General features: G+C 67.2%; 21 protein-coding genes. 7 read left to right on the top strand and 14 right to left on the bottom strand.

Going from position 1 to position 22,189, the window contains the following annotated elements; translation table 11 throughout:
• Positions 1-937: 937 nt before the first annotated feature.
• Both HD596_RS01365 and HD596_RS61175 read right to left on the bottom strand, forming a co-directional pair.
• Positions 938-2,545 (bottom strand): hypothetical protein, encoded by a 1,608-nt coding sequence (locus tag HD596_RS01365; RefSeq protein ID WP_185067493.1) that lies wholly within the window; start codon positions 2,543-2,545, stop codon positions 938-940.
• Positions 2,546-3,664: 1,119 nt separating this feature from the next.
• Positions 3,665-3,850, bottom strand: a complete 186-nt coding sequence (locus tag HD596_RS61175; RefSeq protein ID WP_246554056.1) for a TetR family transcriptional regulator — start codon at positions 3,848-3,850, stop codon at positions 3,665-3,667.
• A 142-nt stretch (positions 3,851-3,992) separates the two neighbouring features.
• On the opposite strand from HD596_RS61175, the gene HD596_RS01355 reads away from it, so the two are divergent.
• Positions 3,993-4,955 carry a VOC family protein gene (locus HD596_RS01355; RefSeq protein WP_185067492.1) on the top strand — a complete coding sequence of 321 codons (963 nt, stop codon included), beginning with the start codon at positions 3,993-3,995 and terminating at the stop codon, positions 4,953-4,955.
• A gap of 42 nt (positions 4,956-4,997) precedes the next feature.
• Here the strand turns inward: HD596_RS01355 and HD596_RS01350 are convergent, their stop codons facing one another.
• Entirely contained in the window at positions 4,998-5,555 is a 558-nt protein-coding gene (locus tag HD596_RS01350; RefSeq protein ID WP_185067491.1) for a hypothetical protein, read from the bottom strand.
• A gap of 8 nt (positions 5,556-5,563) precedes the next feature.
• Here HD596_RS01350 and HD596_RS64575 point away from each other — a divergent pair, with 8 nt between their 5' ends.
• Positions 5,564-6,004 (top strand): cupin domain-containing protein, encoded by a 441-nt coding sequence (locus HD596_RS64575; RefSeq protein WP_313042248.1) that lies wholly within the window; start codon positions 5,564-5,566, stop codon positions 6,002-6,004.
• On the opposite strand, the gene HD596_RS65500 is transcribed toward HD596_RS64575, so the two are convergent.
• Entirely contained in the window at positions 5,947-6,258 is a 312-nt protein-coding gene (locus HD596_RS65500; protein ID WP_185067490.1) for a CATRA system-associated protein, read from the bottom strand. The two genes, HD596_RS64575 and HD596_RS65500, sit on opposite strands and share 58 nt — an antisense overlap.
• Positions 6,259-6,673: 415 nt before the next feature.
• Here HD596_RS65500 and HD596_RS01335 point away from each other — a divergent pair, with 415 nt between their 5' ends.
• The gene (locus HD596_RS01335; protein ID WP_185067489.1) at positions 6,674-8,251 is read left to right on the top strand and encodes a WD40 repeat domain-containing protein; all 1,578 of its coding nucleotides are present in this window, start codon (positions 6,674-6,676) and stop codon (positions 8,249-8,251) included.
• An 807-nt stretch (positions 8,252-9,058) separates the two neighbouring features.
• Here HD596_RS01335 and HD596_RS01330 read toward each other — a convergent pair.
• The 4 genes from HD596_RS01330 to HD596_RS01315 form a co-directional block, all read right to left on the bottom strand.
• The gene (locus HD596_RS01330) at positions 9,059-9,508 is read right to left on the bottom strand and encodes a hypothetical protein (protein WP_185067488.1); all 450 of its coding nucleotides are present in this window, start codon (positions 9,506-9,508) and stop codon (positions 9,059-9,061) included.
• A 181-nt stretch (positions 9,509-9,689) separates the two neighbouring features.
• On the bottom strand, positions 9,690-11,681 hold the full coding sequence (locus HD596_RS01325; protein ID WP_185067487.1) for a hypothetical protein: 1,992 nt from the start codon (positions 11,679-11,681) through the stop codon (positions 9,690-9,692).
• Between the two features lie 29 nt (positions 11,682-11,710).
• Positions 11,711-11,944, bottom strand: a complete 234-nt coding sequence (locus HD596_RS01320) for a hypothetical protein (RefSeq protein ID WP_185067486.1) — start codon at positions 11,942-11,944, stop codon at positions 11,711-11,713.
• Between the two features lie 260 nt (positions 11,945-12,204).
• Positions 12,205-12,951, bottom strand: a complete 747-nt coding sequence (locus HD596_RS01315) for an NUDIX hydrolase (RefSeq protein WP_185067485.1) — start codon at positions 12,949-12,951, stop codon at positions 12,205-12,207.
• Between the two features lie 83 nt (positions 12,952-13,034).
• Between HD596_RS01315 and HD596_RS01310 the strand changes: the two genes are divergently transcribed.
• From HD596_RS01310 to HD596_RS01300, 3 genes are read left to right on the top strand one after another with little or no spacing between them, the layout of a single operon-like run.
• Entirely contained in the window at positions 13,035-14,747 is a 1,713-nt protein-coding gene (locus tag HD596_RS01310) for an AbeC-like domain-containing protein (RefSeq protein ID WP_185067484.1), read from the top strand.
• 2 nt (positions 14,748-14,749) lie between these two features.
• Positions 14,750-15,631: a 5'-methylthioadenosine/S-adenosylhomocysteine nucleosidase family protein gene (locus HD596_RS01305; protein ID WP_313042247.1), complete on the top strand. Its 882-nt coding sequence runs from the start codon at positions 14,750-14,752 to the stop codon at positions 15,629-15,631.
• On the top strand, positions 15,628-16,305 hold the full coding sequence (locus HD596_RS01300; RefSeq protein WP_185067483.1) for a hypothetical protein: 678 nt from the start codon (positions 15,628-15,630) through the stop codon (positions 16,303-16,305). Before HD596_RS01305 ends, HD596_RS01300 begins: the two co-directional genes overlap by 4 nt.
• Before the next feature lie 1,360 nt (positions 16,306-17,665).
• Here the strand turns inward: HD596_RS01300 and HD596_RS01295 are convergent.
• The 6 genes from HD596_RS01295 to HD596_RS01270 form a co-directional block, all read right to left on the bottom strand.
• Positions 17,666-18,079 (bottom strand): pyridoxamine 5'-phosphate oxidase family protein, encoded by a 414-nt coding sequence (locus HD596_RS01295; protein WP_185067482.1) that lies wholly within the window; start codon positions 18,077-18,079, stop codon positions 17,666-17,668.
• 197 nt (positions 18,080-18,276) lie between these two features.
• The gene (locus HD596_RS01290; RefSeq protein WP_185067481.1) at positions 18,277-18,432 is read right to left on the bottom strand and encodes a hypothetical protein; all 156 of its coding nucleotides are present in this window, start codon (positions 18,430-18,432) and stop codon (positions 18,277-18,279) included.
• A 108-nt stretch (positions 18,433-18,540) separates the two neighbouring features.
• Positions 18,541-19,410, bottom strand: a complete 870-nt coding sequence (locus tag HD596_RS01285; RefSeq protein ID WP_185067480.1) for a TauD/TfdA dioxygenase family protein — start codon at positions 19,408-19,410, stop codon at positions 18,541-18,543.
• Positions 19,411-19,432: 22 nt separating this feature from the next.
• On the bottom strand, positions 19,433-20,224 hold the full coding sequence (locus HD596_RS01280) for an ABC transporter ATP-binding protein (protein ID WP_185067479.1): 792 nt from the start codon (positions 20,222-20,224) through the stop codon (positions 19,433-19,435).
• Positions 20,208-21,242, bottom strand: a complete 1,035-nt coding sequence (locus HD596_RS01275) for a taurine ABC transporter substrate-binding protein (protein ID WP_185067478.1) — start codon at positions 21,240-21,242, stop codon at positions 20,208-20,210. Before HD596_RS01275 ends, HD596_RS01280 begins: the two co-directional genes overlap by 17 nt.
• 31 nt (positions 21,243-21,273) lie before the next feature.
• Positions 21,274-22,035 carry an ABC transporter permease gene (locus tag HD596_RS01270; protein WP_185067477.1) on the bottom strand — a complete coding sequence of 254 codons (762 nt, stop codon included), beginning with the start codon at positions 22,033-22,035 and terminating at the stop codon, positions 21,274-21,276.
• Between HD596_RS01270 and HD596_RS63480 the strand changes: the two genes are divergently transcribed.
• On the top strand, positions 22,034-22,165 hold the full coding sequence (locus HD596_RS63480; protein WP_281398117.1) for a hypothetical protein: 132 nt from the start codon (positions 22,034-22,036) through the stop codon (positions 22,163-22,165). The two genes, HD596_RS01270 and HD596_RS63480, sit on opposite strands and share 2 nt — an antisense overlap.
• Positions 22,166-22,189: the final 24 nt, after the last annotated feature.

Here is a 22,189-nt window from a genome sequence, read left to right as displayed (position 1 = left end):
GGTGGCCTCCGGGGCGGCAGAGCATTGAAACATCCCGCCTGGTAGCGACGCGTCTTGAGTTTGCGATCGAGGTTCCTGGCGGTTGGGTGAGCGGTGGTGGCCCAGCACGCGGACGCGCCTGGTGTGTGCTCGTTGACGGCCGGGATGTATTGGCGCCCGCCCGCAGCGCGATCTTAAGCGCGGTCTCGAAGCCGGCCGACCGGTCGACGACCTGCTTGATGAGGCCGCCGGTGAATCCGGTCGAGACCCTGAGCGGTCAACAGCGCATCCATCGGCCAGCGCATGACCGCAGCCGATGCAGGGGCCGGGGCAATGACGGTGATCCGGTCCGGGTGCTGCGCCAGACCAGCGCGTGCCCCTCGTGCCCGGTTTGCTCGCCGCGCGCTTCTTTGGCCTTGGTACGTTTGGCCCGCCCTACCGGGATGTCCGAGCCCGGCCGCATCGAGGAGTCGGACAAATCCATTTCCGCCCGCCGTCTCAACTGCTCGAGACACATAGCCGTCGCGGATGAGCCGGTCAGCGGCGTCGTTCCAGTCGGCGGCGTCGGCGAACGCGCCGTGCACAAAGGACCATCGTGGGCGTGAACTTGGCTTCCGGCATTTCAGGCCGGGGCCGCATCTGCGCCTGCGCTCGGGCCTGGGAAGTTCCCAGCAGGGCGTCCGTCGCGACCGCGGCGGATCCGGCGAGTGCCGCTCCACGAGTCGTCGTCATCAAGTACGCCGGCGTGGCCTGCCGGGCATGAGATCGGTAAAAAGCGATGTGACCCCAATGCCTGAAGATAGCGAAGTGTTTCGGGAGTACTGGCTGCCGCGACAACAAGTCGAACAAGCCCCTCACCGACCGGTAGACAAGCGACAACACCACCTTGCGACGGTCGCAGTCACCGCCCTGATCAAACAGAGCACAAAACCGTATTTGCGAGCGGAACACGCCCCGGCTAGACGCTGCCGGCCCGCACCGTGACGAAAAGGGCGTCAATCGTGTCGGTAACGACATCGTCGCCCATGAACAGCACGTTGTAGATGTACTCGCCTTCCTGATCGGGCAGATCACTGATCCTGAAGCGCCCGGCCACGGAGGTCTGCACCGTGCCGAGGTCCGTGCTGGTGCCGTCGGGGTTCCCGCGGATCACCGTCACCGAGGGACGGGTGGCGGGCGCCTGGTCGCCGAACTTCAAGGTGCCCCGAAGGTAAAAGCGGTCGCCAAGAACCAGGTCCCTGCGGCCGGCCAAGGTGAGCGATGCCGGCTGCCGGGCGACGTCGACGGACACCGACGCCTTGCTGCCGCGGACGGTGGCGGATCCGTCCCAGCTCACGTCGTAGCCGACCGTTCCGGCCACCGGTGGGATGTCGGTGATGGAGAACGTGCCGTCCGCCTTCGTCTTTCCGCGGCGGAGCGTCGTGCTGGTCCCGTCCGGGAGGCGGCGGGTGACCTCCAGCCTCCGTACGCGCGGGGTCACGCCTTCGGGCAGGGTGAGCCGGCCGTTCAGCGTGACGGGCTCCCGCGCCGTCGCCTCGTCCGGGGCCGACAACGCCACGGCCGACGGCAGCAGGGTGGCGTCCTCCAGCCGCCACAGACGCAGGTTGGTGGTGCCGGAGGTGTAAAGGACGCAGAAGACGTCGTTGCCGGCGATGGTCATGGTGAGGATTCTGGGGGTCGGCCATCCGCTGGGGATCTTCTGCTTGTCGGTAAGCGCTCCTGTGGCCACGTCATATAGTTCGACGCCTCGATCGCCCCACGACCAGCCGCCTGCGAGATGGCGACCATCCGCGCTGATGGCGGCGCCGACCAACGAGCCCCGGACCGCCGGGTCCTTGCCGTAGTCCCGCAGCTTCGTCAGGCTTGCGAGATCCCAGGACTCGAACCCACGCGGGAATCCCAGGATGGCTGTGGAGCCATCCTGGGTGATGTCCAGACCCGGTCGGGAGCTGGTGGCCGGGTCGTCGCCGTCGATCTCACCGCGCAGAGTGGCGGAGCCGTTGCTCACGTCGTACACCCGGACATCGGCGGAGGAGATATCAGGAGCGATGGACAGCAGGGTGTTCCCCGCGACGGCGATCGTGGGCGTAGTGGACTGCCCGGTCAGAACGGTGACCGGTTGCGGGTCCGGAGCCGATACATCGACGCGGGTGATGACGCCGCCGGTGTACATGTCGCACCCGTGGGCCGTCCACAATGTCTGTCCGGAAAGTGCCAGGTCGGCCAGGCACGAGTACGCCGTGAAGTTGATGCGCCGGGTGACCGCCAGGGCAGCGGTGTCGATCTCCACTACCTCGTGCGAGCCGGGCAGCGCGGCGTAGGCGTGGGCGCCGTCCGGTGTCACGACGACATCGTCCACACCGGGGAGGCCGGTGACCGCACCGAGTAGCACGCCTTTGATGTCGGTGACCACCACGCGGTCCCCGGCGGCCACGAAGACCTTGCCCCCGCCTGCGACCACCTCACTGTGGTCGGCGACGCTGAAACGAACGCCGAGATCGGTTATCGAGTTCTCGGCCGAGGCCGTGGGCCCTGCGGCGACGACGAGCCCGGCCGTCATGGCCATGCAGCCCACGAGCGCGACTAATCGGCGAGTCGCTCGGCTCACGTCCGGCCGTCTAAAGGGTGAGAAGTGCACATGTACTCCACTCTGAACAGGAACAAGGCATAAGGGAACGTCATGATCAAGCCAGAGATCCAGCGGCCGGTCAAGATCCTTGAGGGGATACCTGGTGATCAGTTAGGACGGCGACGCTGGTACGGCGGGTAGTGGGAACTGCCCGCCGGGGACCGTGGTCATTCGGCGTCGCCCACTACCGCGAGTCGTGCTCGGCGTGTGCTCGCCCGCTCTGGTGCGTCCCGCCATGATTCGGCACTGCCGGACAGGCAGAGCAGATCAAGCTTGCTACTCGATCGTTGCCGGTGTAGGTGCTCGTAGGCGAAGGGCTGAGGTGCCCGTTGGCCGAATACCTTCCGCACATGTTGTAGCGGGTCAGCCAGAGAAACACCGCGCGTCGGCAGGCGGAGGCGTCGCCGTAGTGGGGTGCGCCCTGGAGCGTCTCGCGTTTGGGGGAGGCGCGGAAGCTTCGCAGGTGGTGTTGTCGGCGCTGGTCCCGACGGCTCCCATGGACGGGGTGACGCCCAGTTGGCGACACAGAGCGGCAGCGAGTCGGGTCCGGGCGTGGCCAAGACTGAGCGCGACGCGCTCGCCTGGCTGCGCAAGCGGGTCGCGAACGTGACTCCGCCGTGTCCGAGGCGATCATCCGCTGGGCCGCCATTGCCGGCATGGCCGGCCGCCTCGCCCGAGCCTTCGGCGTTCCCCTCGGTGTACATCGGCACGATCAGTTCGTCCCAGAGCTTCACCGTTGCCGCCGTCGTGCGCTCCGCCTCAGGTGATTCCGGAGCAAGCTCTAGCGACTCCACAATGCGTCGTGGGACGAGGGCGAAGTCGTTGCGCGTCAGAACGCCGTTGCCGTTGACATCGATGGCGTCGAAATGGCGGCGGATTTTGCGATTTCGCAACGCTCCTGTTGACTCCTCCTATTCCATGATTACCCAAAGCGATGACATGAGGCCTCTGGGTGACGACCGATGGAACGCGGTCCGGACCAGCTTCACGTTCAGCCAGCAGCCCGGGTAGATGTGGGCGGCCCTGCGCCGTCAGCCCGTCTTCATCGGTGAGCTGCTAACCCTGCTGACGGGCCGTTCGCCCGACCCCGCCAAGCTTTCGGCCGCGTTCCCGTGGCGCGCCTGGAGGCTGGGAAGCCAGCGCCTCGATGAGAGGCGGGAAGCGGTCGAGTGTGGCCAGGTCTTCCTTCGTCGGGAAGTAGCGGAAGAAGGTGGCCGGGGAGATCTCGGCCGCTTCGGCCATCTGCTCGACGGTGGTGACGGTGTAGCCGCGTTCGCGGAAGAGTCTGAACGCTTCACGCAGGAAATCGTACTGTACGCGCGCAAATGAGGGTGTACTCTCATAAAACAGTAGACTCTCACATTAGTCGGAGGAGGCGCCCGTCATGGGCCATGACATCAACGGCCTGCACCACGTCGGCCACATCGTGCAAGACATGGGCCAGGCGATGGAGCGGTACCAACAGCTCGGCTTCACCGTGGCTGCCCCCGCCTATCCCGTCATGCCGGCCACACCGGGAGGCCCCCCGGAGCCGTTCGGAGTGACCAACGCCCACGTGCACTTCCCGCGCAGTTTCGTCGAACTGGTGGCCGTCATCGGTGACACCGGCCGCATGCCGGGCAACGCGCGCCCGATCCCGTTGCAGGTACCCGACGACAAAGTGCCGGGCCTGCGGGCCGCCATCCGCGCCACCGCAGCCAACATCACGGCTTTTCTGGAGCGCTTTCAAGGCGTGCACATCATGATCGCCGACACGTCCGACATCGACTGCGTGGCCGCGCGACTGACGGCCGATGATGTCGGCCACGGTGGCATTCATGACATCCAGCGGCCCGTCGAGACCCCCACGGGGACCAGAATGGAGCCTGCTCGCTACCTGGAGATCTCCGACCTCCATCTGTCGCCAGGACGCGTGCCGGAAGGCAGGGTCGGGTTCGCCGAGAACGCGCCGGTCAAGGCGCCCCAGGAGCAGCAGCACACCGACCATCCCAACGGCGCGACCGGGCTGGTCGAATGCGTGCTGTGCGTGGCCGACGCGGCGTTGCCCGAGTTGGAGCGCCGCTACGAAAGCTACTTCGGTCAGGCGCGACATGATCGGGTAACGCGTTTCGACCGAGCGAACGTCACCGTCGTGGCCGCATCGGCGCTCGCCGGCCTGCTGCCCGGTGAGCGGCCGGCAGTCCTGCCTGCGTTTGTCGCCTACGCGGTAGCCGTACGCGATCTTCCCGCCACTGAAAAGCTCCTGCGTGATAACGACGTTCCAGTCATTCGAACCGGTCCCGAGGAGTTGTTCGTGCCCAGCAGCGCCGCACTGGGCGTGGCCATCATCTTCCGCCAGGACGGCTGAGGGCGCCGACTCTCCCGCTGGACGGGGCTGTATCGGCCCTTTTCACCCGCCCATTCGATTCGGACAAAACCGCTCTCGGATCCAATCCCGGTCGTGCGGACTTTCGCCTACGTCTGAGGGCGTGGCCGACCTCCGAGACCTCCGCCATTCAACGGCCCCGTCCGCCGCGATGTCTGCGGTGCGCAGCTCCTTGGTCAGGGAGGCGAATACCATCGCCTCAAGTGCCGTTTGACCAACATGTCCGGATGCTTGTGGTTGTGGATGGCGCGCAGTCCGTTGGCCGAGGCAAATCGCAGATCCAGGCGGCGGCCATCCATGCCACGAGCGGGGAATGGAGTCGCGGGTCTTGCTCCAGTATGTGAGGGCGTGATCCAAGGCCTCCAGCACGCGGCGATCGGCCATGGCAGCCTTGAACCTCAGAATGGCGGCCGGCGCGAGCATGGTCGCCCGGTCGGCTTGGAAGAACTGTTGGATGAGCAGTCCGTGGTTGTCGTGCTGGTAGGCGGTGATCTCCTCGATGTCGGCCACTTGCGCGGCGCCGGCCACCGCCTGGCGGACCAACCCCGTCCCCGCGGCCTGCATTCGCACCGCCTTGATCACCCACGATCGTGGTTCTCGCCCGCATCGCGGACGGCCTCGGCGTGCCACTCGCCGAGGTCGTCGCCCAGCCGGACGGAGGTCGGGTCATCGTGCGCCGCGCCGCCGGCCAGGACACCGTCGACGAGCCTGGAGGATGGCGACGGACGATCCTCACGCCGGTCGTGCCCGGCGTGAACTTCGAATGGATCCGCACGACCCTGCCGCCGGCGTGCGACGCGGGCCGATTCCCGGCCTATGCGCCGGGCTCGCACGAGTACATCGTCGTCGAATCCGGTACGCTGCGGCTGACCATCGCCGACGCGTCCGTCGACCTGAACGCGGGAGACTCGGCCTACTTCGCCGCCGACGTCACCCATGCCTACGCCAACGCGGGCTCCGGGCCGTGCACGTACTACGTGGCAGCGCTGATCATGCGTCCCCGCACAACCCAGCCACGCATCCGCTCTTGATCGACGAATGCTCGCCGCAGCTCCCTGGTCTCGGGCGGGGGAGGCGCTCGCGGCGGGTCACCCGGCCTGGTCCTGATCCGCAACGTTCCGGCCAGCTCCAGATCCCGTACGGTCAGCGAGATCGCGTTCTCGACACCCGAGCGCAACGCTTGCTCCACGGCGGACAGCGCCCTGTCGATCTGGCCCCAGCACCCCTCCGCAAGCTGCCACTGTGAGCCCTGCCGCAGGACCTCCGCCACCCTCGCGTGTTCCATAGGCGCAATCGTGGGAGCGACGGTCACGCCGCGATACCGCCAGAACAACAGCCGGCCGCCCGCCTCTTCAGAGGCGATCATCACGCGATGCGGCGGTGACGACGCGCTCACTCACCCGGCACGGCTGCGCGCAGTCGAAGAGCCTACCCGCCGCAGTGGCACCCACCCATGGTCACGATTTGATGCCACTTAGCAGACCCCCGACCTGCTGCGATCACCGTAGGTGAGCGATCTCACGTTGATGATCACGGCTGACTACTGATCGTCGATATTGACCTGCGATGTCCCCGTCTGGCTTGATCGGGGCGTTTCGTCTTCTTCCCTCTCATGAGCGGAGATCCACGTGCGCCTCTTACCCGCGATACGTCGCAGATCCACCGCATCATGGCCAGCCGTGCTCGGTGGCGTTCTGGCCTTGACCACCGGTCTCCTCGTCACCCTGGCTCCCACGGCCTCGGCCGAGGATTCCATGACCGACCTCGGGGCCTTCGCCTATGGCGGTGACCTGGTGGTCGGAGGCGACAAGGTTGTCGTGTCCATCGACAATCGCATCGTTGTCGCCGATACCGCTGGCGAGGTCCAGGGGACCATCACCGGCGTGTCCGGCGCCTCCGGCCTGGCCATGACTGCCGACGGCACCCGCGTGTACGCGGCGCTACAGGGCTCCAAGGAAGTGGCCGAGATCGACACCGCTACGCGGGAGATCACACGGCGCATCGACCTCGCCGCCTACGGATGCCCCTTCAGCCTGGCACTCACCGGTGAACGGCTGTGGATCGGCTACGGCTGCGACGCCACCGGAGTCCTCGGCTTCGATCTGTCCGCACCGACGTCCCAGCCGGTAGTGGCCGACACCTCCCTGCTCAAGTCGTCCCCGTATATCGCGGCAGCTGGAGACACGCTGGTGGTCGGCGAATTCACGGGCAGCCCGACCGACCTGTTCGTCTACGACGTGAGCGGCGCCGCTCCGGTCCTGCGCGGCGAGATCGACGGACACACCTACAGCAACTACAGGCTGGAAGACATCGCGGTCACCCCGGACGGCTCGCACATCATCTCGGCATTCGCGCTCCCGGACGCCTTCACCATGTGGGACGCCACCACCTTGGCCAAGGTGCGCGACTACGAGAAGGGGCCCGAGGCCGAGGGATACCCGCGCTCCGTCGCCGTCAGCCCGGACGGCACCTACATCGCGGGCGGGCGAACGTTGGGTGTCGGGATGACGCTGTACGACAGGGCCTCGGGCACCACGGTCTACGCCACGAACCCCCCACAAGGCGAAGTGGTGAGCGGAAGCGCCGCGTACGCCGGCCGGGACGTCTACAGCCTGGTGAAGTCGGACAACGGCCACCTCTTCCTGTGGCGACTCCACGACGTGACCCTGCCGGCGAGCACGCTGACGTTGATGGCGCAGCCCGGAGGGACGGCCCGACAACCGCTCACCATGACAGGGCAACTGACGTTCGCCGACGAAACGGCCCCGGGCGCGCAGCCCCTCACCGTGACCCGCAGACTCCCCGACGGCACCACCGCGACGCTGCCCAGCGCGACCACCGCTGCGGACGGAACCTTCACCATCACCGACACGCCCCCGACCGGCGGACAGACCACCTACACCGTGCTCTGGAAGGGCGACGGTGAGCACCGCTGGAGCAAGGCCTCGGTCACCACAGCGGTCAGATACAAGGCCGGGCTGACGCTGACGGGGCCGACCAGCGCGGTCGCCGGCACAACGCTGGTCTTCAGCGGAACGTCGCAGGCCGATGGCACCACTCCGCCGAGGAGGGTCTGGATCACCGTCCAGCGCGTTCTCAACGCCGACGGTGGCGACACCGTCGAGCGGCCCGCGTGGATCGACGACTTCGGGTCGTACCGGTTCATCGACACGCCGGAGGCGGGCGAGTACACCTACACCGTACGGTGGGCCGGCGACGCACGTACCGGACCGGCGGAGGCCAGCCAGGTCGTCACCGTTGAGAAGCCGAACGACTGACCCGCGACGCTGCCCGGCGTAACTTCTGGGGCTGAAACATGAGGTCTGCGGTGCTCCCGAAGAGAAATGCGCAATAGCCTTATCAGCGCTGGCGGCTCTCATGGGCACCGCGACCGTCTTCGTGGCCCTTCCGGCGGACGCGTACCCCGCAGGAACCCGCGACGGCGCGCTCAGGCTGGCCGTGGTCGGCGGCGTAGGCGGTGGCCGCGTGAAGGTTGGCCCGTTCGGCCTCCATCCAGGCCACGGCCGCCGCCCAGGTGTCCAGATCCGGCAGCTCACGCGGCCGCCTCGGGGGACGCCACGGGCAGGCCCTGGTTGAGGTGCCGATCGGCAGCGCGCGCGGTGTACAGGTAGCGGTCACGCAGGCGGGCCGCGGCCTGTAGGCGCCGAGTCACAGGGTTTGATCTGTGGTTTTGCTGTGCTCGATGGCTCGGCTCCGCAGGATCGCGGGATGGTTCTGCGGCTGACTGATCGGGTTGCGTCCGCGGGAGTGGTGTACGAGTTTGGATGAACGCGATCACGGAGCGGTGAGTCGGCAGCGTACGCCGCGAGCTACTCGACCGGATCCTCATCATGAACGAGAGCCACCTGCGCAAGGTCCTCGCCGAGTACGAGACCTAGTTCAATATGCATCGAGTTCTCAAGCAGGTCAGCCCTCTGCGGACGCTACCCGAGCCGGTCGACGCCGACATCAATGTCTCCCGACGAAACCGCCTCGGCGCGGTGGAAGTGGTCAAGCTGGTCGTCGCCCTGTTTATGGGCAGTCGGCAGGCTCGGCCTTCGATCGACTGTGTACGCGTGAGCCGATCACTTGCGTCGGCCGGAAGTCCGCGTCGATGCTCCGTCCGCATCGAGAACGATGGGCCTGAGTTGACGAATGAACTCGGCGGCGTCCTTCTGAGGATCCCTGTTCGACGGGGTCTCGGCGAGCGTCACAGTGAGCATGCTGCTGCCATCCCGCGCCCATGCCCAGCCGGCGGTCTCGTATTTCACCCCGGACTCCACGAGGGTGAAGGTGAATCCGGGCCCGGCGTCGGCGGGCAGGTCGACTCCATCACTGGATGCTTTGATTCGCTCAATATTGCTTAGCGGGAGTGGTGACGTATCTATCTCGATTCTGAGGCGATAGCCGCTTTTGTTGCGGGGTTTGGTGTAGATGTAACAGGAATCGAGGTGCTTGCCATCGTCGGACATGTACTTCTCGACAGTGAAATCGCCGAGGCCGGTGGCGCGCTCGATGGACTGCTTCGAGATCAAGCCACATTCCTTGGGCGCAGTGGTGACATCGCCGAGCGGCCGCGTGTCCGCTGCGGGTGAGGGAGGCGATGATGGAGAGGCCGAGCAGGCAGTCAGCAGGCCTGCCGCAAGAAGTAATGCCGTGGGCGGTAACAGGCTTCTCGTGCTGAAGGAGGTTTGGCTCATGGGGGCCTCTGTCGGATCAAGAGTCTCGGGTTATGGCGGAATTTGCGCCATAGAAGACACGTTTCGTATCATCGTTCAGATAGAGCCATTCACGGTAGGCCCTTCTTTGGTCTGCGCTCATCTCATCCTTTGACATGATCTCCCCGTTTACCAGGAAGTCGCCGGGAGAGCCCTTCGGGAACTGCTTGGAAGCGTATGGATGAGTTGGTGCTGGTACCGATCCGTCACCGAAAAGGCCGTGCCGCATCATGGCGGCCGCGGTGGCATCCCGGAACATGACCTTGGCGTCCTCGATCGCGTCCCCGGCCGCTACTTTTGCCTTGTCCTCTGATGTGGACGTGAATTTTCCATAGATGTGATCCTTCGCTTGGTCCACCAGCAGGCCGACGAACTTGCCCTGCGGCCCTGGCGCCAGGTCGATGATCTTTGTCACCATGTTCTTGAACGCCGCGTATCGCTCGTCGTTCTTCTTGGCCTCCTCGATCTTGGCGATGTTTGCGGCATCCGTGATCGCGTACGTCGTCTCGCTGAGATCGTTCACCGCGCCCTGGAACTCGAAAGCCCCGCCGCCACCTCCCATCTTCTTCTCGAGGATGTCCTGCCGCTCCTCGTCGATCTGCTTCTTGGTCGCCTCGGGATGCGACTTGTGCCATGTCGCGAACTCGGCTCTGACCTCCCCGGCCAGCCCGGACGCCGTCTCGTCCAGGACCTTCACCGAGTACTGCGCGTGGGCCGCCGCCACGGTCATGAACGCATCGTTGTCCTTGAACGCCCACGTCATGGCCTTCTTCAGTTCGTCCTTGTTGAAGACGGCGCCGTAGGGCTGCACGCCGGACAGGGACTTGTCGGGATCGTAGGCGGCGTCCACGCCTATTTCCGTGGTCGGCGGCGCCTGGTAGGCCCGGTGAACGTCACTGATGTAGTTGGCGTGGATGGAAGCGGCCCAGATCCGGGTGTTCGGCAGGTTCTGCTGCACCTTCTCCTCGGCCCAGTAATGGCTCGCCCATGAGGCGATGAGCGCGGCCTTGTATCCGCTCGACTGCTCCCGAGGCATGCCGTGGTCCCGAAACTTCGTTGAGGCCTCGTAAATAGCCGCGCCGAGCAGGTTGTCGCTCTCCGGCCCCCACCGCCGCTCGCGCATCAGGTAGGCCAGCGGCCTCCGCTTGGGATCAGTGAAGAAATCCTGGGCCACCTTCGGATGATGGATCAGAGCGCTCAGCACCGTGCTCATGGGGCTCACGTCGGGGGCGGGAGGAACCTTGTCCTGGCCGGGCAGCGGCAACTCCGGCTCTCTTGCCCGCGCCTGCGGGTGAGCCACGTCGAAGTCGTAGACCCGCTTCACCACATCGAGCATGAACGCGTGGTCGAAGTTCCCCTTGCCGAGGAGCTTGCCGAGGGCGAAGGCGCTCTGCGGGTCTCCCAGGTCCTTGAGCAGCTCATCGGCGTACTTATTGGGCAGCTTCCCGGCCCGGGAGGCGGTACCCAGGATGGTGCTGAACAGCCCGGCGACCTTTTTCTCTGTGTCCAGGTCCTTGTCATCCGGGCGGCCGGCGGGAGGAAGGTCTGTTCTGAACATTCGGGAGATCACTCGCTTGAGCTCATCAGGCGGGATCTCCTTGGCGAATGCAGCCGCGAAGAGAGGGTCGTTCTTGTGTTTCTCGAGTTCGGCGATCGTCTGGGCGTCGAAAGTCCCGGATTTGGCCTGCGCACGGACTTTCGCCGCCACCGCCCGGGCGAGGGCGGCGCCTTCCGTGGTGCTGGACTGCCAGTCCGCGCCGTCCGCCCAGATGATGCCGTCACGGCTGAGCTCCGCATCAGGGGTGGCGAGAATCAGGTCCAGGCGACCTTGAAGGTCCGGTGGCTTCGCGCTCATCTGGTCGGCGACCCTGCGCAGCGCGGGCGAGGTCCAGAACTCGACACCGAGACGGCCGAGCGCGCTTTCGACCTGGCGGCTCGATTCCCGAAACTCAGGGCCCGTGCGCTTGAGCATGGCTATGACCTTGGTCATGAGTTCAGGGTTGATACCCACGCGAGGACTCATGGAGACACCTCGGACGCGGCGAGGTTGTGGAGAGTGTCCAGGGCCGCCCGGAAGTAGTTCTTGGTGTCGCGCTCCCACTGGCGGATATCGGCGGAGAGTTGGTCGCCCTCCGGCCCTTTCAGCGCGCCACCCTCGGCGAGGCGGATGAGCTCGCGTAAATCCGCCTCGCACTGATCGGAAAGCCGCTCGATCTGCCGACGAGCGGTCTCTACCTCATCTTTCGTCGGCATGACGGCCTGACCCGGGAAAGACGACTGGACGCTTGAATGGTAACCATGGACGGCACATCTTGGACGAGCCCGACCAAGTGGATATCGCTCGAACCTGGAAGCGCCAGCCTTGCGTACAACGTGGGAAGTGGCTATGGCATGGGCAGGCCGCGGATGGTGCGCCTAGAACGGGACACGGTTTTTCGGCGGGGTGCAGGTTCGATCCGCACCCATAACTCGCCGGTACGATCCACGGCGGCCCCTTCTCCTAGATCATTTTGTTAGTCAGACTTCTTGGCGGAGGGGCTGGGTGTCGTTTGTGTACGGGCCGTGCGCCCCTCGCGGAGCAGCGGCGGATGCAGGAGACGGGCAGGGCCGCGGCGGTAGAGCGTGGCGGGGCGGCCCGGTTCTGCGGACCGCCGTTCCCCTGTCGCCTCCAGGAACCGGTCGGCACGCGTGACCTTGCGCCGGAAGTTGCTTGGATCGAGCGTCAAGCCCCACACCGTCTCGTAGACTTTGCGCAGGTCGGAGACGGTGAACGGTTCAGGGCAGAACGCCGTCGCGACCGTCGTGTACTCCAGTTGCGATCGGGCCTGCTCCAGCGCGTCACGCAGGATGGTTGGATGATCGAAGGCCAGCGAACCGGGCTCGGTCACGATCGATGACACCGGCACCCATATGGCATCGGAGGCGTCCGTGCCGGCTTTGGGGATGGGCAGGTCGGGGCCAAGGGCGAGGAAGGCCACGGTGATCACGCGGCCGCGGGGGTCGCGGTCCGGCTCGCTGTACGCGCGTAGTTGTTCGAGATGCAGCCGTTCCGCGTCCAGGCCTGTCTCCTCTTCGAGCTCGCGCCGGGCGGCGTGCTCCAGGGTCTCGCCCGGGCGTAGGTAGCCGCCGGGGAGCGCCTGCCGGCCTCTGTACGGCTCGTTCCCGCGCTCCACTAGGAGAACGTTCAGCTCCCCATCTCGGATGGTGAGGATGACGAGGTCGACGGTGACGTCAACCCCCCGCTGGTGCTCGCGTGACACGACTCTCTCCTTTTAGGTCATCTTGACTTTATATCCGTTCGACTTAAGGTCATAGCTACCTGAATTCGTCCCATGGGGGTGGCATGAGCGAGGATGCGCACTTATCTGGTCGGCGACCCGGTCATCCGCGAGGCAAGGCCACCCGGCAGCTCTGTGCCGGTGTCTACTTCGACCGGGAGTTCCGCGACTCCGTGATCTGGCGGGTGCTGCTCGATCCAGCGCACCGGGTCGCCCCTTCCTACGGCTTCGACCTGGTGCCCGTGGTCGGGCATGCCAAGCGTGCCCTGATGCTGGAGATCTGCGAGCGGCTGGGATTCCTGTCGGTGTTCGTGGGGGCGTGGGTGGCCCTTCCCGCGCTGGCCATCACCGTGGGGTGCTTCCTGCTGCTCTGGCTGGCCCTGCGGCGCCTGGTTCGTACGCTTCCCACGGTGGGACGGCTGCGGGCGCTGGAGGCCATCGACGACTTCATGCACCGCGCCCGATACCGCAGCCATAAGCGCGAGCTGAAGGAACTGCGGCGCGAGGCGAAGCTGGTGGCCATGGCCTGCCTCGGGCTCCTCGTCGTCCCCTTCCTGGCGGCGGCGTTGCAGCACCAGCCCGTCGAGAACGTGCTCCGCACCGCCGCCATGCTCATCGCCGCGCTGGCCCTGTTCGCCTTCACCGGCGCGGCGAGCCGGCGGCTGAGCGCCAACCGTATGTGGGTGTCCGAGTCGTTGGGGACCGGGCGGCTCAGCCGGCGCATGAAACGCATCCGCGAGCAGCAGGAGTCCGCGTACGCGATCTACCGCCGGCCCGTGACGAAGACCGAGGACGAGGACGACATTGCGCTGCGTCTGACGAGGGACTTCGACGAGCCGCAGGACATCTTCGTCGGTGCGGGGGAGCTCGTGCACAAGTGGCTGCCGCCGCTGATCGTACCCCTGCTCCCGGAGCCGGACGCCCCGGAAGGCGAGGAGAGCGTGCGCGACTTCGAACCGGACGCTCTGATCGATGCCTTGCAGGTGGCCATCGAAGAGGTCGGAGGCGGCGGCGAGCCGGGCTCGCTGCCCGGCCTCAGCCTCGGGGACCGCATCTACGCCGAGGAGATGGTCCTGTCCAACGACCGGGGCCGCCTGCGCCGCCCGCTCGATCCGGAAGAACGCAGGAAGATCATCAACGCCCCTTACGGCCACTTCCATCATTTCCTGGAGATCTCCACCTCGCCGACCGGAGAGGTGGTCGTGACGGTGTTCGTCCGCGTCACCATCAAGGCCAGGACGCTCTGCCTCGACTTCGCTGCCTGCGCTCTGACCCGGCTTCCCCGTGACTACGAGAAGCTCGACCACTACGGGGAGCGGGGATGGGCGTCCGTGGTACGCGCGGGTCTGGCCGCGATCTGGCGCCTGCCGGACGAGATCCTCGCCATGAGGCGGCTGGTCGGTCTGCCGCGGCTGCTCCTGGGCTGGCTGCTGGCACGCGTCGACTGGACGGTTCTGCCGCACAGGGGTTCGGCCGTGGGGACGGCGCACCGGGTGCGCGAGGAGTGCGCCACTCCGTGGGGGGACGCCGAGCATGACCGCGCCGAGATCCTCGGCCTGATGAAGATCATCGAGCAGCGGTTGTTATGGGCGGCAGAGAAATTCCTGGAGGGGCACGGCGTGGACACGTCCGACTTCAAGAAGCGCGCACAGACGATCATCAGCGCGAACGTGCTCAACATGGGCGGCCGAATGGACATCCGCGACTCGGCCATCGGCCCGAACGCCTCCCGGGCCAACCAGCAGCAAGAACCCGACGACCAAGAGAATGGTGAGTGATCGTGACCCAGCAGCGCGTCGACGGCATTCTCAACTACCGCGGCACCATGACCGTGCGCGACTCGGCGGTGGGCAGCAACGCCAAGGTGGTGCGGACCGCCCCCTCGCCGCGGGCCGGAGCGGCGGAGCGCGTCCAGGTTGGAGTGATCACCATCCTCCCGCTCGAGACCCAGGCCGTGCGGCTCGCCCTCGGCCTGCGCAGCGAACGCGTCGGCGACCTGACGTTCTACCGGGCAGCCGTGGACGGGGTCTCGGTGGCCGCAACCTCGGCCCTGGAGCCGGGGCAACGCTCCGCCATGGCCGCCTACAACAACCTGGTCGGCGTCTTCGACCCCGAGATCGCCGTGCTGGTGGGAATCGGTGGAGGCGTCCACGAGTCCGTGGCCATCGGTGACGTGGTCCTGGCCACCGAGATGGTCTACTACGACCTGCGCAAGGTCACGCCCTCGGGCACCCCCCGCCGCGGTGAGACCCGACCGGCCCCCGCGGCCGTCGGGCACGCGGTCAACGCCTTCCTCACCGACCTCGACCAACCCAGCCGCCTGGCGATCGAGGACCCCGAGGGGACATCACGCTCTGTGGCCGTACACGCTGGTCCCATCGGGTCGGGGGAGGCGGTCATCGCCGACGAGGACGCCGCGGAGATCGCGTTCCTGGCCTCGTTCAACGACAAGATCCTGGCCGTGGACATGGAAGCGGGCGGGCTCGGGCAGGCCTGCCACGAACGGTCCGCCGCCTCGGGACGGCAACACCGGTGGATGGTGGTGCGCGGCATCTCCGATCACGCCGACCGGAACAAGTCCGACGCGCCCCAGCGCGTCGCGGCCTGGCACGCCGCCCAGGTCCTGCGCCGGCTCCTTCCGTACCTCAAGAACGACCGATGAACGACTTCACCCTGGGCGTCATCAGCTCGATGGCAGCGACGGCGCTCTCCGTCGCGGTGGGATGGATCCTCTCCGCGCGTGCCCGTGACTGGGCCGTCGCCACGCTCTCCCGATATTCCGGATTGGGAGTGCGCAAACTGCACCACCAGCAGCGGCGGGCAGCGGACGAACTGGCCGCCGACCTCGCCAAGGCGCGGTGGGTCGCAGTGCTCACCGGGCGCGGCAACGAACTCACCCGGGACACCTTCGCGCCCATCTGGTCGGGTGCGGTACGACCCCTCGACGCGGTCCGGGTGCTGCTTCCCGACCCGCAACCGGACTCCTGGCTGGTCAGGCGCGAGGAGTCGCTGCGGCGGTTCGACCGGGGACTGCGGCCGGGCATGCTGCTGGAGCAGGTGCGTAACAACGCCGAGTACGTGCGCGAGGTGGCGTCGCACCTGGACGTCGTCGAGCTGCGCTTCTACGACCTGCCGAATCTGTATCGCATCATCCTGACCGACGAAGTCGCGTACATCACCCTGTACGGCGACACAGAACACGGCCGCAATTCCCCATGTGTGGTCGCGCAGCGGCCGGGGTTGCTCTACGGACTCGCACTCCGCATTTTCACCAGCACCTGGGAAGCCAGCAGCTACGGTCGAGATGGCGGGAAGAGAACGGAAGGAGAGGAGTGATGACAGCCAGGCCGCTCTGGAGCAGGCTCGAGTACGAGAACATCTTCGGGAACATCGGACTTCCGTACAACATGCAGGCCATCCAGATTCCCACGGGGAATCGCAGTGAGTACGCACTCGTCGTCCGCTGCGACCCAAAGGTGTTCTCCAAGGGTTTCACACAGCGGCAGCACATGAGCGCTCCTGCCTCCGACGGATGCCCAGGGACGGGCGCAGTCGAAGGTCATGTCGGAACGGCAAATCGGTTCCCAAGCTGCAATGTGATAAGTATCCATTCGCGTCAACCAAGACGGAGCGCACAACGCGAAGGGGTATTTCTCCATTCGATATGTGGACAGGCAGGAGAGTCATCTCCATGACCATTACCTGGCCGCATTCCACTCAAGATATCGAGTTGGGGGCGACAAACAGGTGCTGGGTGAGGATCGAGAACCGGCGTCTGCTCATCCGCCATCCCCGGGAGCTATATCGAGCCCGGCGACGGCGTGATCTGGGTGGGTCCTCAAGCACCGGGCTGGAAATTCAGGTGATCCAGCTTGGCGGAAGTACGAGCGAGAGCCCTTGCGACCCCGAAGGACAATAGGGCGAGAAGAACGCGGGGACCTAGAGCGCATAGTAGGCGGCGGTGACGAGGGCCGCGCCCGCCCCGATCCACGTCAGGACACGACTCGTCCTGGGTGACGATCGCCATACGGCGATTCCCAGCCCCAGCAAAATGAAGGGAAGGAGCGTGGCCATGCCGGCGAAGCCCAGGCCCAGCCGGCCGTGACCCATCTATTCGCCTTCGGCACCCGTGTAGGCGCATATCTGGATGCCAGAGTCCGCATTCAGGGATTGCCAGTGAGGGAGGAGCGACAGCAGCACGGCACTGGTCCAGAAAACCAGGAGGCGTCGTTTCATTCCTTACTTGCCCGGACTCGCAGCGACATCAGCGCGCACGGTGGCGGGAATGACATATCTAGTGTGCTGACTGTCAAGTCATTCACCATCGAGCTCCCTTCCGGTGACCCGGCCTAAATCTTCTCTGACTTCCTTGAAGAGGACAGTGGACGACGGCCCGTGCCGGTCGCGTCGGGTCAGCTGCAAACTGGGCCTGAGCTGCAACAGCACGGTCGAGCGCCATGCCGTCCGGGGTGCGCGACCGAGCGTAAGGGAACGCATTACCTCCATGACTTGCGCGGATGAATATTCGGCGCCCTCAGGAAAGTCGCCAGCAATGCGACTGATCCAGTGCCGCCGGTGAGCCGTAGGAGCGACGATGCATGTTCAGCGGGGTGCTGTTACCCGACACCCGGCGGACGGGGCGCGTGCTGGCGGCTGCATCTACAGGGTCCGCGACGCTTCGACGATGTCTGGCTGTTCAGGCGGAGAAGCGGTTGACCACCTCTGGGTGAACGACGATGCGCACCACGCCCCCGACGCGCCACTCGTCGAGGAACTTCTGGTACTTCGGGTCGCTCATGTCCCAATATCGTTGGGCGAGACGAGCCGCGAGTTCGGCGCCACCCTCATCGTGGAGAGTGACCGAGCCCTCCACCGCTACCCAATGTTCGGGCTCACCAGGCGGAGCCGCGACGACGACGGAAGCACGGGGGTGCTCCCGGAGACGGTCGAGCTTCGGCGCGTCCGGGAGGGAGAACATCTGCAGGTCACCGTCGTCGGATACCTCGAACCACACCGGGCGCGGCGCGGGCCAGCGTTCACCGCGTGGCGCGACGGTGAGGAAGGCGTAGAGAGGCCGTGCGAGCAGGGCAAGATCCTCATCGCGGAACATGAGAACCAGCCTATGTCTCGCTGCTATCGATTTGATTGCCCCCTCCGCTGAAGCCCTGCCGGCTCGTTGATCAACCCGCGGAGCGCCTCCGGTGTTCGATCCGCCCCTCCGGCGGCAGGACGCTGTGATCGTCATGATCGGGGGCCGCTGGGAGCGGCGGTTGTCCTGCGGCGTGCGCGGCGGGGTCTTGGCCACCGTCACGCCCGCGCCGGCGAAGACCCTGGTCGATCAGGGATGAGGAAGCGGAAGGAGCCGAGCCGCTCGCCGAGGTCCATGAGCAGGTTACGGGCCTGCTGGGCCGTCCAGGCGCCGGTCGGGTTCGCGGTCATGCGCAGGACGTGCGCACGCCGCATGATCTCGATGTCCTATGCGCAGCGCTGAGCTGAGACCGGCGCGACCGAGGACGATCGCGGCGTGGGGCCCGTCCGCCGCTTCCGGCAGGGAGGGACGGGCCGTTCCCTTCAGCGGGGGGACGACGGCCCGAACGGCCGGTCGCCGCGGAGCGTGATGCGGTGCATGACCCGGTGGGCGGTGCCGTAGTCGCGGTTGGCGTAGTGGGCGGTGCTGCGGTTGTCCCACATGGCCACGTCGCCGAGGCGCCAGCGGTGGCGGATGATGTGCTCCGGCTTGGTCAGGTGGGCGTAGAGCAGGTCGAGGATGTGGCGGCTCTCGGCCTCCGAGACGCCGACGATGTGCGAGGTGAAGCCGGGGTTGACGAAGAGGCCCTTGCGCCCGGTCTCGGGGTGGACGCGGACGACGGGGTGCTCCACCGGGTCCAGCCGGGTGACGACCTCGCCCTCCCAGACGCTGCCCTTGCCGCCGCGCCGCTGCGCCAGGTAGTAGCCGAACTCGCGGTTGCCGTCGTGCACCGCGGTGAGCTGGTCGGCCAGTTCCCGTACGGGTGCGGCCAGCGAGTCGTAGGCGAGCTGGCTGTCGGCCCAGCTGGTGTCCCCGCCGGTGGGAGGCAGCACCACGGCGCGCAGGATCGAGCCGAGCGGCGGGCGCGGCATGAAGGTGACGTCGGTGTGCCAGACGTCGGCGAAGCCGTTGTCGGCGCTGTCGAGCGCGTAGATCTCCGGGTGCGCCTCGTCCACGCCGCCGACGACGGGGTGGGAGGCGGTCAGCTCGCCGAGGCGGCGGCCCAGGGCAACCTGGGTGTCCTCGTCGAGGGTCTGCCCGGAGAAGAAGAGCACCTTCCACTCGACGAGGGCGGCTCGTACCGCGGCGAGCTCCTCGTCGTCGGCGGTCGCGAGGTCGAGCCCTTCTACCCGGGCGCCGAAGTGCGGTCCGAGCGGGCGCAGGGTGAGCGTGGCGGCCAGGGGTGTGGACATGTGCGCTCCTGTTCTGTGGTGGTCATCCGGCGGCTTCGCGGACGGCGTGGCTGACGGTGGCACGCAGGGCCGTGTATTCGGGGAGGGCGCGGAGCTCGTCGGGCTCCAGGCCGGTGCGGGGCAGGGGGATGTCGAGGTCGAGGGCGATCTGGCCGGGCCTGCTGGTGAGTACGACGACGCGGCTGCCGAGGAAGACGGCCTCTTCGACGCTGTGGGTGACGAACACGGAGGTGCGGCCCGTCTGTTCGCTGACCCGGCGCAGGTCCTCCTGCAGCCGTTCGCGGGTGAGCGCGTCCAGGGCCGCGAACGGCTCGTCGAGCAGCAGCAGCGGATCGTCGCCCGCCAGCGCCCTGGCGATGGCCACGCGCTGCTGCTGACCGCCGGACAGTTGCCAGGTCCGGCGGTGGGCCACGTCGCGCAGGCCGACCCGTTCCAGGAGCTCCGGCACCCGGCGGGCGCGCTCCTCGCGGGGGACGCCGGCGTAGCGCAGGGCCAGCTCCACGTTGCCGCCCACGCTCTTCCAGGGGAACAGCCGGGGCTGCTGGAACACGATCCCGGCGCCGGTGCCGGGCACCGGCGCGGCTCCGGCGGTACGGACGACGCCGGCGCTGGGCCGCTCGAAGCCGGCGATCAGGCGCAGCAGCGTGCTCTTGCCGCAGCCGGACGCCCCGACGATCACGAGGAACGAGCCGCGGGGCACGTCGAGCGAGATCGGGCCGAGCGCGGTCACGATGTCCGTGCCCGTCCCGTACACGTGCACGACATCCTTCACGTGGACGGCGGCCTGCGTGCCGATCTCAAGGGGTGAGGACACCGGGCAGCCCCTTGTTGTAGATGGCGTTCCGCACGGTCGCCAGGTCGGGTACGGCTTCGATCTTCTGCTGGTCCTTGAGGAACTGGGCGGCGCTGACGAGGTTCTGGGCCAGGGCGCCGGGGCGCTCGGGGGTGCCGAGCCACTCGGGGGAGGCCAGGTCGGCGGGCTTGAGGAAGACGCCCTGGGTGAGCTGGTCCGCGGCGTCCTCCTTGGTGAGGTTGAGCTCGGCGGCGACGGCGGCGGCGGCCTCGGCGCGGTTGTCGGCGATGAGCTGCAGGGCCCTCGCCTCGGCCTTGCGCCAGGCGTCCACCGCCTCCGGGTGCGCCTTGAGGAACGCGGTGGACACCACCCCGAGGTCCAGCGTGGGCTTGCCGGCCGTGGCCAGTTCCCGGCTGGCGATCAGGACCTTGCCGTTCTTCTTCAGCTCCTTCAGGGTGGGCAGCCAGGTGTAGGCGGCGTCGATGTCGCCGCGCGTCCAGGAGGCGAGGATGTCCTGCGGTTCGAGGTCGACGATGGTCAGCTCCGACTCGCGCACGCCCGCCTGTTCGAGCGCGGCCAGCAGGCTGTAATGGGCGGTCGAGGCGAACGACGTGGCGACCTTCTTGCCGCGCAGGCCCTCGATCGCCGACACGCCGCTGTCGTTCCTGACGACCAGGGCCTCGTTGTCGCCGGCCACGTCGAGCACGAAAGCCACCTGGTACGGGATGTTCAGCGGGGCCGACAGCCCGCGGGCCACCGGGCTGGAGCCGATGGCGGCGATGTCCACGCTGCCGGCCACGAAGGCGGTGTTGATGCTGGCGCCCGAGTCGAACTTCGTCCACTGGATCTGGTATCCGGGCAGCGCCTCCTCCAGCCACCTCTTGTTCTTGACGATGAGGTCGCCGCTGGGGAAGGCCTGGTAGGCGAGGCGGATCCGGTTGGCCGCCGCGCCGCCACCGCCTCCCTGGGACGCGGTGCCGTCACCGCAGGCGGCCAGGACCGCGATCAGCACGAAGGACAGCAGGAATCTCAGACGCATGGCGGCTTCCTCATGAGGGACGTGCGGCGGGTCACGAGCGGCCCCGCCAGGGGATGAGCCGTTTCTCCGCGACCCGCAGCAGACCGTCGATGAGCAGGCCTGACAGTCCGATGGCCAGCAGTCCCAGCACCACGACGTCGGTCTGCAGGTAACGCTGGGCGTCCCGGACCATGCCGCCGATGCCGGGTACGCCGTTGACCGTCTCGGCGGCGACCACGGACGAGTACGCGATGCCGACGGCCAGCCGGACGCCGGTGAAGATCTCCGGCAGCGCGTTGGGCAGCACCACGTCCCGGATGACGTCGCGCCGCCTGGCGCCCAGCGCCCTGGCGGCCTCGACCAGGTGGGACGGCGCGCCGTGCACCGCGGCGGCGGTGGCCACCGCGACCGGCGGCAGCGCCGCGATCGCCAGCAGCCACAGCTTGGGCGTCTCGTCGATGCCGAACCAGATGATGAGCAGGCTGAAGTACGCCAGCGGCGGCAGCGCCCGTACGAATGTGACCACTGGCTCGGCCACGACGCGGATCCACGGCACGGTGCCGAGCACGACGCCCACGACGAGCCCGCCGGCCACGCCGATCGCGGATCCGATGAGGATGCGTCGCAGGCTGATGCCCAGGTGCTCGACGAGCAGGCTGCCGCTGTAGCCGCGGATGCCGTCGTGCGTCGTGGACAACCGCAGGAACTGCTCCCACACGGCGCCGGGGGAGGGGATGAAGGAGGGATTGGCCGCCGCGGCCGCGGCGAGCTGCCACAGCACGAGGAGCGCGGCCCCGGCGAGCACGCGCACCATGATCCTGCGGGTCGCCGGCCGCCATCGCCGGGTGACGGGCGCCGGTCCGCTGTCGGGAACGGCGGTCGAGGGGGCGGCCGTCGAGGTGGGCGAGGTCACCGCCTCGGACGCCTGGTCAGGGGGCTCATGACCACGAAGCTACGGCGACGCTCGC

This window comes from Nonomuraea jabiensis, assembly GCF_014204795.1.
Classification (GTDB): domain Bacteria; phylum Actinomycetota; class Actinomycetes; order Streptosporangiales; family Streptosporangiaceae; genus Nonomuraea; species Nonomuraea jabiensis.
The sequence above is the reverse complement of the archived record's forward strand: the minus strand, read 5'-3'. Positions and strand labels throughout refer to the sequence as shown.